The organism is Candidatus Uabimicrobium amorphum, assembly GCF_009002475.1.
Classification (GTDB): domain Bacteria; phylum Planctomycetota; class Uabimicrobiia; order Uabimicrobiales; family Uabimicrobiaceae; genus Uabimicrobium; species Uabimicrobium amorphum.
The window spans coordinates 6,921,539-6,936,298 of record NZ_AP019860.1 but is presented as its reverse complement, the minus strand read 5'-3'; the positions used below and the strand labels follow the sequence as shown (position 1 = coordinate 6,936,298).

The window sequence follows — 14,760 nt, the reverse complement described above, 5'->3', positions numbered from 1 at the left end:
TGTCAGCTTATCTTTTAACTACTTCAAATACATTTCTATATTATCATATGATTTTTCTGCCTGCAAAAATGCAGTCGTTCCTCCCAAAGTTAGAATATTTTTTACTTGTGCAGGTGTCATGTCTGACTTTTTCCTTAACAACCAAGAAACTACTGCCGTTATAATCGGTGTTGCGGAAGAACTTTGACTCATATAGGAAAAAAAGTTTTGGTCTTTAACTGCGACTTCAGGTGGTGCTGATCCTACATTTGTTTGAGGATCGGTTGTTATTATAAAAGTCCCTGGTGCACGAATTGTTATAGCATGTTCGATATTCTCCCACCAATATTTCTCTCCTACATTGGGAACTATGGTAGAATCTCGACGAATTATTTGCTTATTGACGTCCGTAGCTCCGACAATAATAATAGGGCACTTTTCTGCTAGTTTTTGAATGTCATTAGTTCTATTTGGTGCTTTTTCTGTTCGGTTACCTGCTGCACCAACAACGATTATACCTTCATCAAGGGCCTCTTTTATTATGGTTTCCTCAGAGGCGGTTAAAGATGGAATTGAAAAACTCATATTAATTATTTTAACACGCTTATCTATGGCTTTTTGAAAGCACCTTATAAGCCCTCTGGGATCTTGAACCTCTGAACGTTTTCCCTTTGTTTCGCTTTTACTTTGGCATTTTAGAGAAAATATTTTCACATAATCAGTTAATCCATATATTCCAAACCGAGAACGATCCGCACAAATAATACCTGCAACTTGGGTCCCATGAATTTCATTGGGAGCAGGATAACATTGTCGATCATTTTCAGGTTCATTGCTAAAAAAATTGTATCGATAGGCTACCTTAGGACGGCATTTCTTCAAATCAAAATGATCCCAGTCGATAGCCTTATCGATTATTGCAATTCGTAATGGTTCGTAGAACTGTAGTAATTTATCTTTAATAATAATATTATAATACTCATGGTTTTTGTCATCGTTAATACACCACCTAGTGTCAAACTCTTGCCCCACTGTTGTCGTGACGGAAAGAGAAGGTCTATTAGGAAACTTTTCCTTCAAAGCTTTATTTATTATTTCTAAAAGCCTTGGTTCGATAAGGTAGGTTCTTTCACCTCTTTCGTTTGTATTTTGATAACTTTGACTTAACAAGTATTTAACTTCAAAACTCTCAGGAATAGAAAACAATATTTTCGGAAAAAATGACTGAGTTTTTTGCATTAATTTATCAAGTCCAAAAAGATCTTCTCCAAGATACCACTGTAAACTGCTGTACGAATCAGAAACCTTAAGTTTTTCGTCTATTTTTGATTCTGGCATAGTAACAGAGTTATTAAAAACATTTACACCAGCCTCCTCAGCAAAAGTAATCAACGAACTTTCTGGTTCACAATGAGGAGGAAGAGTCAATGGTTTTAATGACTCTTTTAATTCTGGATAATTAGAAAAAGCTTCTTCTACATTTGTTGATTTATGCTGAATACAGTAAACTTTTTTCTGCTGAAACAAGGGATATTGGTATACTTCGTCTTCTGCTATTTGAAAATTATACTTGGCAATTGCGTCGATAATTTGTTGCTTTGTTGTTTTGTCATTCGCTTGTACTATGAAACGACCACTAAAGTAGAGATGATCCTTTTCGTTAATTTCAGAGTAGGGTAATTCCTCCGTATAGTCTGTACCAAGAATTGTTTCGCTAGCAAGAACGAGAGATTCATTCTCTGTTTCAATCGGATTTACAATAAGCAATTTGTTTTGATAACTTTTTAAAATTTGCTGAGAGCGTCCTTTTGTTTCTTTGTCAATATTTTCAATATCCGTTTTAGAAAGAGATTTTAGACGAGTAAATTTTAAATTTAAGGAATTACCCCATTTTAATTTTAAAATCTTGTCACCAACAACTAAAAGTTGTTGTTTGCTGGTTTCATCAAATTCTTTTTCTATAATCGCTTTGTTAAACCATATAATATCCGAACGGTTTTTGGCATTCTGTCGTTGTTCCAGTATTTCTTCAGGAATTCTTGAAAATCGTTCTTTTTTGTAAACATCTTTTCTGGTTATTATAGAATTCAAGTCGTCGATAAACCGCAAAAGTAAATTTTTCACCTGCTTATCTAAAAATTCAGGCGTTTCTTTTTTGTTGGAATTCAAATCCAGTAGAATTTTTTTCTTTTTGTTTTGATCAAAATTTGCAAATAAAATTAATTTATTAATTACCTCTTCATTATTAACCAAGCGTTTTGTTTTGTAGGATAAATGCTTAAAAATATACTCATTTAATTTGTTATTACGCGCCTTTACATTAACAATTAACTGCGGTAATTTTTCAAAATTTATTAATTCAAATTTAGTATCCGAAGATAAGATAATAAAATTTTTTTTGGGCACTCGATGAATAAATATATAACCGATTATCAAAATAACCGCTACAGTAATTAGAAAAGACCCACTTAGTAACATAAATATCTGATGATTAGATAATTTATCCTTGTTAGATATCTCTTGCAATTTATGTTTCTGACTCATAGTTCTCTCCTAATAGTACCTGGCTCAACAATGAAACTTTCATTTTCTTGTATTTTTTTTACTGTTTTTAGTAAAGGTTCTTGGTTTAAAGAGTACAATTCCCAAACATTAGGTGTAATATTTTGTAACATTTTTAATTTATAGCGCTCAGCAAATTGTTGAACAGATTTGTCATCTAAGCTTTTGGACGATACGATGATTGTACCAGTAAGCAAAATTTGAATAGACGAGTTAATTCTGTAGGTAGGGAAAATAGTTATAGTACCTTCTTCTTGGATAACAAAGTTTTTGATTTCGACAAGTTGTCTCTCTGTACGCGTGGTAACAAAAATAGTTTTAAATTTCATTTTCAAGTCTTTTGAAAATTTTATTTTTTCAACCTTTCCTCCAATAAGCTTAATTTTATTTTTGAGTTGTTTTATAGAAATATTTTCTTTTAGTAGAACTGTTATTGATTTTTTATCTCTCTTTAAAAATATTTCACTGTTTTCTTTTTTTAAAATCTCATATTTGGGTAACGCTTTCCAATTCAATAAGCGCGCGTCTATTTTCATATTTATAAAACTTGAAGTAATCCAAGTAGCTAGCCAAAAACTAACAAGCAATGGTGTTACAGCCAACCATAAAGCCAATGTTTCCGAAAATATCAAAACTTGATCGTTGTTATCATTTTTCAGAGGCGACATGTAGTTGTAAATTAACGCAGTCATTCTCTCTAGATATTTGTAAATAAAATTCTTATTTTGATTGGCTATTTCTGGGGTTTCAGCTTGAACACTTGTATTTTTGATCTGCGAAGTCGAACATAACGATTGTTGTATCGCATCTATTGTGTTTTCTAAAGCAACGGACTTCTCGTTCACAATGTAAGGAGAGATATAACCAAAATATTCTTCTTGATATATCACATTCTCTTCGTAATTCTCGTTTGTAGCAACGCAAACCAAATATTTATCGAGAGGTTTAGCTTGTTCAAATAAAGTTAAAAAATATTGACGCTGCAAAGCGTAATCTATAAGTATCCGGTAGGTATGGTTATTAAACAATGACGAAGAAAGGACCATCAGGCAAGATTTACAACCACTTTTATAAATATTTTTGAGTTCTTGTATAGAGTAATTCTCAATACTATCGCAAAAAATTCGCAAGTTACTTAGTTGTTTTTGCAACTGATTTTGTATATCAGCTGCAAATTTAGCGGAAGTAGGATCATTAAAATCTACCAGTACACACACATCGTATAAATACCAATCAAGTGCACTGCTGTTTATTTCCTTTGGTAGAAACGATGCCGGAACTAAGTTATACAAATTCGTCCGTTCTTTTTTGGTAAGCTTGGAGATAATACTTGTTTTTGTGTTAGAATATTTAGATGCATAATGTTTGGCGTAAAGATTTGCTTTTTGAACGCGCTGACTTAAACTTTTATCCCAAAGAAACGTCACCTTAATTAAAATAGCAAATACAGTAAAAGATATAGACACTTGCTGCGATATTCTAATCAAAATATCTTGAGATAACTGAAAAAAAGGTATATTTACATGGGGATTTGTCCCCACAAATAAGACAAATCCCCATGTAAAATATCCAAAAATAGCGATAAAGAAACAATATATATGTATGTTATATTTATGTGGTCGAAACATTTGATTGTCCTTTAAAAATAGAATATGTTCCGTATACAGAAATTAAAAAAAAGAAACATCCAAAGTAAGTCCACATAAAGCCAATGGTATTTAAAAGAGTCTTTAACTCAATGAAATATAATAACACAGCACCCATTATACCGAAAACAGCAGCTGTATATGCACTTGCTAGGGAACTTAATAAAGCTCTTTTCTTTTTATTTTTCGAAACAATCAAATTATTTCCTTCAGATATTAAAATTCCATAAAATGCTGCATAGGTAGAACGAAACATAAAAGCAGCGAAGAAGAATAGAGCGGCTTTAAACTCTCCATTTGCGTCAAATAAAGAAAATCCATAATACCTACAAATCGGAGCAATAAAAGTTAGGGGTAACATATACCAAGAGCTCAATATTAGCAATAGTTTGCGTTTTGAGATATATCTACCCATGGCAGATAACAGTAGACCATTGATACCACCAAGAATTGAAATAAGTATAAAAATGAAGATGTAAAACTTGTTAAATATAAAAAAACCAGGCTCTTGTAATTGCAATATAAATGGCCAACAAGTAAAACTCCACATGTATAAAAAACCGACTCCACCAATATGTGCAAGAACAAACCACTTGTAAGGTTTCGTAGTAGAATATTTCACTCCCTCTTTGATAAACGAAACCATTGAATCATTTATTTTGTAACTAATATGTTCATGGTACTCTTCTTGTACTTTTCTAGTAACCCGATAAACGGCTATACAACAAAAACTGATGATGATAAGTATACACGATAACGCGCCAGGGATTATTTGAGAAACATTGATTGATAAACCCCACATTTCAAAGATAGACCAACAGATTAGGGCAGAAAATGGGGCTACAATAAGACCAACTATATTTGAAATTTTGAATGTCTTTTCTTGAAAATCTCTAAGATCAAAACTTTGAAGATAGTAGTTACATCGATCAACAAACCATGCATCTCGAGCTCCTGAAACCAAAGCAGGGTAAAGTGACCATACTATTAAGCCAACCGTCCATAATAAATGATTATTTAGTAATATAGAAAGTCCAATTATTATCCAACCACATATACATGAAATAAATCCCGCAACTATAGAATACTTTCTTTTGAATTTATCAGCATACCAACCAGTGATAACTTCCCAAAAAGCATTCGAAAACATTACCAATGTTATGGAAAAGATAAAATTTCTGATGTTGTATTGAGTTTGCAGTGTGTCACTATTTAAAATCAAACTAACAATAGAAATTAAAAACCAAAAAAAACCTACTTCCAAATATTCAACAATTCTTATAAAAAAGTATAGGTTTCTTGTTTCTTTTAAAGGTTGAAAATTATCAGTGTTATTTTGCATTTTTTATCCTAAAAATACACAATTGAATAACTGAAATGTAAGATATATGTTAGACGGAGGATATGTATTAGTGTTGGCGATATATAAGTTATGTAATAGGCCAAATTTTAATTTGGCCTATTAACTTTATTCTTTTATTGATTTTTCTAAGCTACTTAAATTTTCATTCATCTTTTATTGATTTTTCTAGGCTACTTAAATCTTCATTCATCTTGATCAACAATGATTTCATTTCTGAAATTTTAGAATAGGTCTTCAAATTCTTTTCTAATGAGTTGTATTTAAGGTTTATCTGCTTCAGCTCAGCCTTTATAGTATTAATATCGTCTTTTAGACTCTCCAGATTTTTATAATTTTGGTATAAAGCACCTACACTTCGTTTTATTTCTTCGAGTTTTTGCTTTACTCGGTCAGTTTCCGACGCAAAACTCAATGGTTTATACTTGTCCTTGTCTTTTTGTTGTATCACTAAATTAGGATTTGCTTTAGCAATAGCTCTAATAGCGGCAATCGTACTGATACTCTGATTAATATTGTCTAATGCCATTTTAGCATCAACAAGAGTATATCTTTTGCCGGTATTCCGAACATTATCGTTTTCATCATCACCGTCAAAAATAGGCTTACAGTTGCGTAAAGCACTTTCAATAATATCGATACTCGGGTACTCACCTGTTTTATTTTTATAGTGCTGTTGCATTAATAATATGACGCCTGAAATAACTGGAGCAGCCTGACTTGTTCCTTGACTTGCAGATTGATCTCTATCATTCAGATGACCTGAAGAGGTAATTACTGCTCCAGGAGCAAAAATATCTGTTTGGAAAGTGCGACTTAATTCAGAAGGCAATCTTTGAGAAAATGCTGTTATTGAACCTTTTGCTATAGGAAAGAATGCTGCTCGCCCCCTTGAATAAACAAAACCTGAAATACTATCATGAGGATTGGGGTCATGAATGTGAGTCATATCAGAATCAAAAACAGCCCCAACACTTATACATTCTTTAAAAATTGCGGGGTATCCCATACCTTCGTTGCCAACGTATTCGTTTCCTGCAGCAATCACAACAGCAACTTTCATATCACGTAGCCTTTTAATTCGGTTGCGTATCATGTCGTTGGAAAAAGTACTATCATTTGTGTAGTTATCACTATCCGATATGGAAATATTAACTACACGGATTTGCTTTCCTTCGTTAACCCTATTAATAACCCAATCAAGAGCTCTACTTATAGATGAAAAAGAACCGCGTCCATTATTTTTTAAAACTTTAAGAGGGACAACCTTTGCTGCAGGGGCAATACCTACAGTTCTTCGATTACCCGCTATAATTCCTGCGACATGAGTTCCATGACCATCGCCGTCACTAACATCAGTGGGATTGCCACCATTATCAGAGGTAAAATTTTTACCTTCTTCAACACGACCAGCAAAATCTACGTGAGTAGTTCTTAAACCCGTATCCAAAACAGCAACGAGAAGATCTTCTCCACGAACATTGTATTTTAAACGTGCTTCATTTATACTAATCAATGTACCTGCTTCAACAGTAGAAGTACCTAACGAGTCTCCTAAAGAAAAAGGTTTTATTACTTGAATTTCCTTATCATTAATTGTTTCTTGAGCAAATACAATATTCAAAATAGAAAGTATTCCAACGAGTAAAAATATTTTTGTTTTCACGGTATCTCCTCTACATTACGAGCCTGTTTTAACAATAGTATTTACAATTGTTTCCTTCTGTTCTCCAAGAAACTCCGCTGCTTGTTCTAGACGCTTCTTGGCATTCGACGGGTCCCTTTCCGTAACTCGAACATTGATCCAGAACGTACCAAGTCCAGGGTCTCCTGTCATCTGGTTACTTGATCTTTGAATTGCATGAAACCAACCAAACTTGTTGCTACCATCGCCGGTTTTTTCTACAGGAAATGTAAGTTTATGTTTTTCCTTGGTAGAAAAAGTTCTTTTATCCATATGTGGTTTTTGGTTCTTATCTACCCAGATAGCATCAATGTCAACATCTATGTCAATTTCGATTTCATCCTCGTAGTTTAGCAATAGTGGATGCCACCAAAATATCGGAATTGCTGACCATAAACGAAGTCCTGAAACTTTCGCTTTAGTACTATTGAGCTCTGTTTTCAGAGGTGCAACCAAGAATACACTTCTATCTTTTGAAGGAGCTAGACCAAAAACTTTTCGATAAGAAACTTCATTAGCGGTTGTTTTTCTTACAATTTCAAAGGCATAATAATTTGGAAAGTATTTAATTTTTCTTGTAGCTGTTTCTTCTTCTTTTCTCCAAAATTCATCAACTGCTAATCTCTTTTCATACTGAGCTACATGAAGAGAAGCTTCTTCTTCTAACTTTTTTTTACCATAGTCTACAGCCAATCCGACTAACGCGGCAGCGGCAGCGGCACCTAATGCTTCAACAGCAGCTGCACCTGCTTCTTTTTCGTACTCATGGAAAGTCTTTACAAGTTCCTTCCACGATGACTCTCCAAATACAGTTTTGTATTCAGATTCATATGCGGTATTTCGGTTATCTCCATCGAACACTTTTATCATATTAATTTCAACCTGTTCACCATCGATATCATAAGTTCCTTCATAAGCAGGAAAAGTAACATTATGAAGAAAACTGCCTGTTTGACACCCAATAGTTAGGCAGAATGTCAGCATTGCAAAATAAACAACTGGATTCTTTTTCATGCGTAAACTCCAAAAAAAAAGCCTTAAATCATAAATTGTTTTTAAATCGAATTCTTTCCTTTAAAACATTAAATGTATAATATATTTATTTAGTTATATCAATGAAAAAATTTATAAAAATTTAAAAAGGACTCTTTATTAATAGATCTCCAGGTTTAAAAAATCTGGAATGTCAGCCCTCCTGTGTAAGTAACGATTGACTTTGTTTTTGACAAACTACAATAAATCGCAAAAGTGCAAATAAACAAAAATTCAACTTATAATCATTACAATTCTAGAAGGTTCAATGTTAAGAAGGATTGGCAAGAAAGCGATATACGCAAGTTAATTTCAACTATCGTTTCGTTAGCATTTTTTTGGGAAGTCGGTTGGAATGAAAGATATAATAGTTGCGAAAAATAGAACCAAAAAAGGAAGAAAATTGAGATATAATACAATGCTAAAAATAAGGAGTATAAAATGTGTATTTTCGGTAAGTAAAGTAGGTGAACTTCTATTTTTTAACTTCATTATCAGTTTGACGGGGAAGTTGCAAACAACTTACTGAGTGGATAGGCTAATTTTTTTGGAGTATGATATCATTTTAGTTGTCAACTTCTAATTTTTAGAAAAGTGTTTCAAGCAATTGGATTTCATCTAATTAGAAATTGACAACGTTTGCAATAATAGTTTGTTTATTAACAACGAGTAGTCTTGTCTCGAAGAAAACATAAGGATTTGAAGTTTGGTACCTCAACTAGTCTGTGTATTATGCATTTTTCGACACATCCTTTAAGAAGAATAGCTCATGCAGCTATTCTTCCATTTTCTTTTCAAATTGTAGTAACATCTTCTTCAATTCTTGCACCGAATCTGTAAATTTTTTGGCATCTTTCACATCTAATTTCTGAACTTTTTGCAATGCCCCATCTCCTATTACTGCTTCTTGTTTAGCAGATGCGCCGATATTCTCTTGTAACGAAATGGTTTGCTCCCACATCTTGCTGTCCAACGGAGATGGCTGTTTTGTTGCAGGAACGTCACAACCCTGCTCTTGCCCAGGAATAACATCACTATACTTCGTAATTTCAGACTCAGGAACGAAGTGGAAGGTATAGTTTGCTATTTGTATTTTTTCATGTCCAGAGAGTTTGATGTGTTGTTCGTAGTCTACATTAATTCCGTTCACCTCTATTTTGTTGACTTCACTAAGATTTTTGATCGTGACTTCATCGTTGTTGATCTCGATGAGTGCTTGCGTGCGGGATATTGTTATATCGGGAATGACCACTTGGTTACTGAACGTGCGTCCTATAAAGTTTTTTTGTTGCATTAGAGGAAAAACACATTTTTTTTCATCTATGGTCATTAGTAGATATGGATATTCGTTTACATCTGTTTGATTTCCGGTGTATTGTATCAAGTCGTTGTATATTTGTGATACCTCTTGGTATCTTTCGCGTGGATCGTTTTTTAGGCATCGCAAACATATATTTTTTAATGCCTCATCGATATGATCAATGGGAAGAAAAGTGACTTCATTGTGCAAAACGTGCTGGATGATTTCGGTATTTGCTTTTCCAGGGTGGGCTGGTCTTCCAGTTAGTATCTCAAAGAATACTGCGCCTAGGGCATAAATGTCGTGCATTTTTGGCGTGACTTTTCCTTCGAATTTTTCGGGGGGCATGTAGGCGTATGTTCCCGACATTTCGTCTGATGTTGAATTTGGGTTTTCAATGGCCAATCCAAAGTCCACTATTTTTGGGCAATTGTTGTTGAGAGAAACTAGTATATTTTTTGGCTTGATGTCTTGGTGGTATATTCCATTTTTGTGTAGGTAAGATATCGCATCTATTATAGACAGCATGTGTGAACAGATGATTTTTTGTAGATGCTTTGCGTCTTTTTGAGCTCTTTGTTCTTCGACATATTCACATATATCAGGACCGTTGACAAACTCCATGACAATGTATGGATTTTGGTGATCTCTGCCTACGTCATAGACTTGAACAATGTTTGGATGGTTGCATTGCGCCAGAGTTCGCGCTTCTTGTTCAAAAGATTCGATCAAATGTGTCAAATGTTTATCGAAGCGAATGGTTTTTAACGCAATTTCTCGATTGAGATTAGGGTCAAATCCTTTATAGACGGTTCCAAATCCACCACTACCGATTTCTTGAATGGCATGATAGCGTCCGATGATATAAATTTCTGATGTTTTTTGTGGTGTCGAAATTTCGTTGACGTTTGTTTCCATTGTTTGCGCAAAAGCATCGGGAACACTTTGTAATTGTTGTGGGGCTGGTACACTTTGCAATTGTTCTGGAGCTGGTGTATTGCAGTCTAGGGTTTTGTCGAAATCAATGGTGTTTTCTGTAGCGCCTTGGTCTATTCTGATTTCAATTCTTTGGTCCAGAGGTACATCTGCCTTGTCGTGAAATGTTATGTGTTCTTGTATTGTCTGATCAAAACAAACGTCAGGAGTAGCTGTATTTTCGGTTTTCTCCACTCCGGAAAAATTTGATTTAGAAACCGTTTCAGTACGACGAGACATCTTTCTGGTGTCAACTTCGGAATGGTTGATCTTATTTGCCTGCGTGTTATTTTGTGCATATGTCGATTGCCAGCTGTCGTTTGCTGATTTTGATTTGTCTTGTGGTTTTTCTTCTATCATTTTTGTCATCCTGAAAGTATCGGGATATGGAGATGGATTATTTTTTGCCATTGAAGAAAACTTGGTACGTGAATTTCGAGGCAACAATAATATTTTATAATGCTATGATCGCGGAGTCCATATAAATTTAGTTATAAGAATGGATGTGAAACATTCTGTATGGCAAAATAATAACCGAAGTAATTGGTGGAGCGGTTGTACGGCGTTGTTTTCGGAAAACATATTTGAGTTATTTCTAGCTTTCCATTCTTAGCGAAGCGACGGAAATTTACGAAAATCTTGAGACGTTTTGCACGCGCCATCAATCGTCGCCAAAAAGATATAGAGCCAAAATTTTTGCGTTATCAACGCAAACTTGTTGCGGAGGCGCAATTGTTTGCGAGATATTTTACCGAGTTTCAAAAGCATTATAGGGCTTACTGGGAAAAGCGCAATATTACGCAGTTTTGCATATTTAGTCCGTAAGGTAAAGGCGCATTGTGCTCAATCCATTCGTTTCCAAACATTGTTCCAGATCTCGACGGTTTCAGCGGTGATGGACTTTGGTAATTCTACGGTGCGATGTTCGGGAGTTGCGTCTAAAGGTGTAATGTACACGGGAAATCCAAGTGCAACTAGGTCTTTAACACGTGCATTCGATACTTTCGCATCTGAGGGGATTTCTCCTGCAAAAGCTGTCACACCGTGAAGTCCGATAACTTCAAGAGCTTCTTGGCTACTTTCTTGTAAGACCTCTAATTTTTCTTGATGAATACCCCAACGCCAAATAGTTTCGTTTATGGGAGCTTTTTCATACTGCATTTAATTGTCTCCTTTTGTTTCCGATCGTTGAAAATCGAGTGATAAAAAATTGTACTCGAATATAGAAAAACAACGAAATCGTTACGTAGATGTAGATAGTAATAAAACGTTTTATAAAACTTCGCGTGGTAATTGCTATTTAATTGAGTTTAAAGTATCGCTCAAGTATAGATAATTGCTAGTATGCGATTCCCTCTCCAGCGGCTAATCGAGTTTAAGTCTTGGAATATAGTCCTTCGCGTTTGATAATATCTTGAACAGCTGAAGGTACCATATCATCGATAGATTGTCCTTCTGCTACTGCTTGGCGTATCTGAGTCGAGGACAAGTCTCCGCAAACGATATCGTCTTTATAAATAATGCGCTCGTTAAACTGTTGTAGTTTACTATGGCGTGCAATCATCTCCGCAAAAGACAACTCAAATCCCTTGCGAGGTACGGCGATTACCACCATATTGGCAAGTTGAAAGCATTGGCGGTGAACGCGATGCAGTGCGTCTAGTCCTCGAAACAGTGCAAGTTGCGAATGGGGATTTTCTTGGTGTAGTTCTCTCATGGTAATGGGCGTACGCATGGCAACAGAGTCGTTTACCTCTACGTCAGAAACTTCCATTTGCGACATATCTGCAATGGCGGCTTGTACCATTTCGAAACGTATCTTTGCCGGAGTTGCCGAGAGTGATTTTTTGCGATAGTTGTCACCGTTGGGAATAAAAATAATGCGGTCAAATTTCCACTTATCGCGTGCTGTTAGGGCAAGTTTGATATGATCGTTGTGAATGGGATTGAAAGAACCACCAAACACAAATATTCTTGATTGCCATTTACTCATTATTTTTCCATTCACTAAAATACGCGTTTACGTCCTAATCAAATCGCTACGATCACTTCTCTTGTAAATTTCCAATGCTGCAATTTTTCCATAAAACAAAAGCTACACTATAATCTTAGTGACAATTTGTCTATTTTGCCATTTTTTTTGTGCACTATGGTTGTGTTGCTGTCTACATATCAAAAAAAATAGCCAAAGTGCCTTTTTTTGTGTTATGGTAAATGTACATTCAAGATACTGCTACTGCTGCTTTGAAAACCACCTTTTTTACCTTTTTTTAAAGGTTTGCTCTATTTATGGACCAAATACCACATAATCAAACCAAACAAAGCCGCATGGTTTTTAAAGATGTTTCCCAAAACAAGGCTCTTAAGCCAAACGAATATTTTGGGCGTTATTTGATTGACAGTGAGTTAGGGCGTGGAGGAATGGGAATTGTCTATAAGGCGTACGATACTCATTTGAAAAGATTTGTCGCTCTAAAAGTACTTTCGCAAAGTGCAAAAAGTCTGGGGAGATTTATGCGTGAATCTTCGGCTTTGGCGCAGTTAAAGCACCCGAATATTATCCGTTTATTTGATTTTGGCGAACTGCCACAGCCTTATTTTACGATGGAGTATGTCGAAGGTGTGCCCCTTTCTGATCTCATCAAAGAGAAAAAAATCTCTGCGAAGTTTTTGCTTGAGATTATGATTAAAGTTTGTGATGCTATGGGGCATGCGCATAAATACAATATTTTGCATCGTGATTTAAAGCCGTCGAATATTATGATCTCTTCGGAACAGGAACCGATCATTCTCGATTTTGGTTTGGCAAAAATGACGGATACGAAGGAGAGAAGTCTGTCGTTGAAGGGGGAAGTGTTGGGAACACTTCTGTATATGTCCCCAGAGCAGTTTGATGGTAAGTCTACAACGAAGAGTGACATCTATTCTGTGGGGGCGACGATTTATGAGGCTCTGACTTTTCGGACGGTGTATCAGGGAAGTTCGTATCATAAAATCTTGTATCAAACACTGCATGGCCGTCCTATTGCGCCTCGTGAACTCAATCCAGAGATTTGCCCTTATTTTGAAGCGGTTTGCCTGAAGTGCTTGGAGAAAAAGCAAACGGCGCGATATAAAGACTTTCGGCAGTTAACCAAAGAGTTGCAGAACCTCAAGGCCAATAGGCCCATTATTGCGAAAAAATATAGCCGCTGGAATGTTGCCAGGAAGTTTATCCGGCAAAATAAGGTGGTTTTTTATGGTGCGATGTTGGCGATGGCTTTTTTATTTGTGATGTTCATTGTGACGAGTTTATGGTGGCGTGATGCCGAAGGTCGGTTACATAATGCGCAGCAAAAATTTCTTACAACAAGCGAGCGACAAACTGTGATCATACACAAGTTGAGTCTGGCACTAAAGCATAGTTTACAAAACAACAATGCCAACGATGATGAGCTCGACGTGTTATTGTCAGATATAGACAAAGCGATCAAGGTGGGTGATGCATCGCAGTGGGATTTTGTCAAAGAGGCGATCACTGTACCTCGAAAAAAACCAGTTGTGCAAAATGTCGGAATGTATTTTGCAAAGGGCTTGAATTTTCTGCACACGGGAAATTATCTTGCGGCGATTGAAAATTTTACGTTGTCGATACAGCACAATCCGCAACACTCGCAGTCATATGCACAGCGCGGGACGGCGTATCACCAAATGAAAAAGTACGATGAGGCACTGCATGACTATGCCCAGGCAATTAAATACGACGCGAACAATGTCAACGCCTATGCGAACCGGGCTTTTTTATATGATGATTTACAAAAAGATCACTTGGCGATTGCGGATTATGATAAAGCGATTTTATTGAAACCACAATCAGCGGATTTATACAACAATCGTGGTTATTTTTACTTTACGCGCAATCAGTACGGTTTGGCGTTAGATGACTACAACAAGGCGCTTCAGTTGAACCAGCAACATCCTATTGTACACGCAAATATTGGCAATTTATATTACCAAAGGCAAAAATATTCAGAAGCCATTGCTAGTTACAAAAAGGCGCTAATCCACCATCAAAATCCACAGAGCATATATCGTAATTTGTATGACTGTTATCGACAATTGAATGATAAAAGAAACATGAAGTTTTACGCGCAAAAGATGCGCAAGTAGATCTATTTTTAGTATGGACCGCGGAGAAATTTATAAAAGGTGGCCAGGGAAATATGCTATACTTTGTTGCATT

Annotated in this window: 10 protein-coding genes; 2 read left to right on the top strand and 8 right to left on the bottom strand. The window is 35.6% G+C overall.

Going from position 1 to position 14,760, the window contains the following annotated elements; all coding sequences use genetic code 11:
- Window positions 1–18: 18 nt before the first annotated feature.
- From UABAM_RS24450 to UABAM_RS24425, 6 genes are all read right to left on the bottom strand, one after another.
- Window positions 19–2,523 carry a S8 family peptidase gene (locus UABAM_RS24450; RefSeq protein WP_151970619.1) on the bottom strand — a complete coding sequence of 835 codons (2,505 nt, stop codon included), beginning with the start codon at window positions 2,521–2,523 and terminating at the stop codon, window positions 19–21.
- Window positions 2,520–4,169 carry a hypothetical protein gene (locus UABAM_RS24445; RefSeq protein ID WP_151970618.1) on the bottom strand — a complete coding sequence of 550 codons (1,650 nt, stop codon included), beginning with the start codon at window positions 4,167–4,169 and terminating at the stop codon, window positions 2,520–2,522. The genes UABAM_RS24450 and UABAM_RS24445 overlap by 4 nt, the downstream gene beginning before the upstream one ends.
- On the bottom strand, window positions 4,153–5,529 hold the full coding sequence (locus tag UABAM_RS24440) for a hypothetical protein (RefSeq protein WP_151970617.1): 1,377 nt from the start codon (window positions 5,527–5,529) through the stop codon (window positions 4,153–4,155). The genes UABAM_RS24445 and UABAM_RS24440 overlap by 17 nt, the downstream gene beginning before the upstream one ends.
- A gap of 163 nt (window positions 5,530–5,692) precedes the next feature.
- Window positions 5,693–7,213 (bottom strand): S8 family peptidase, encoded by a 1,521-nt coding sequence (locus UABAM_RS24435; protein ID WP_151970616.1) that lies wholly within the window; start codon window positions 7,211–7,213, stop codon window positions 5,693–5,695.
- A gap of 15 nt (window positions 7,214–7,228) precedes the next feature.
- Complete coding sequence (locus UABAM_RS24430) at window positions 7,229–8,245, bottom strand: hypothetical protein (protein ID WP_151970615.1); 1,017 nt, start codon at window positions 8,243–8,245, stop codon at window positions 7,229–7,231.
- A 793-nt stretch (window positions 8,246–9,038) separates the two neighbouring features.
- The gene (locus UABAM_RS24425; RefSeq protein ID WP_173013553.1) at window positions 9,039–10,898 is read right to left on the bottom strand and encodes an FHA domain-containing serine/threonine-protein kinase; all 1,860 of its coding nucleotides are present in this window, start codon (window positions 10,896–10,898) and stop codon (window positions 9,039–9,041) included.
- Between the two features lie 279 nt (window positions 10,899–11,177).
- Between UABAM_RS24425 and UABAM_RS24420 the strand changes: the two genes are divergently transcribed.
- The gene (locus UABAM_RS24420; protein WP_151970613.1) at window positions 11,178–11,363 is read left to right on the top strand and encodes a hypothetical protein; all 186 of its coding nucleotides are present in this window, start codon (window positions 11,178–11,180) and stop codon (window positions 11,361–11,363) included.
- 18 nt (window positions 11,364–11,381) lie between these two features.
- Here UABAM_RS24420 and UABAM_RS24415 read toward each other — a convergent pair whose 3' ends face one another.
- Entirely contained in the window at window positions 11,382–11,699 is a 318-nt protein-coding gene (locus tag UABAM_RS24415) for a hypothetical protein (RefSeq protein WP_151970612.1), read from the bottom strand.
- 214 nt (window positions 11,700–11,913) lie between these two features.
- The gene (gene nadD, locus UABAM_RS24410; RefSeq protein ID WP_151970611.1) at window positions 11,914–12,531 is read right to left on the bottom strand and encodes a nicotinate (nicotinamide) nucleotide adenylyltransferase; all 618 of its coding nucleotides are present in this window, start codon (window positions 12,529–12,531) and stop codon (window positions 11,914–11,916) included.
- Between the two features lie 296 nt (window positions 12,532–12,827).
- Between nadD and UABAM_RS24405 the strand changes: the two genes are divergently transcribed.
- A complete protein-coding gene (locus UABAM_RS24405) occupies window positions 12,828–14,687 on the top strand; it encodes a protein kinase domain-containing protein (protein ID WP_151970610.1) in 1,860 nt (619 codons plus the stop codon).
- Window positions 14,688–14,760: the final 73 nt, after the last annotated feature.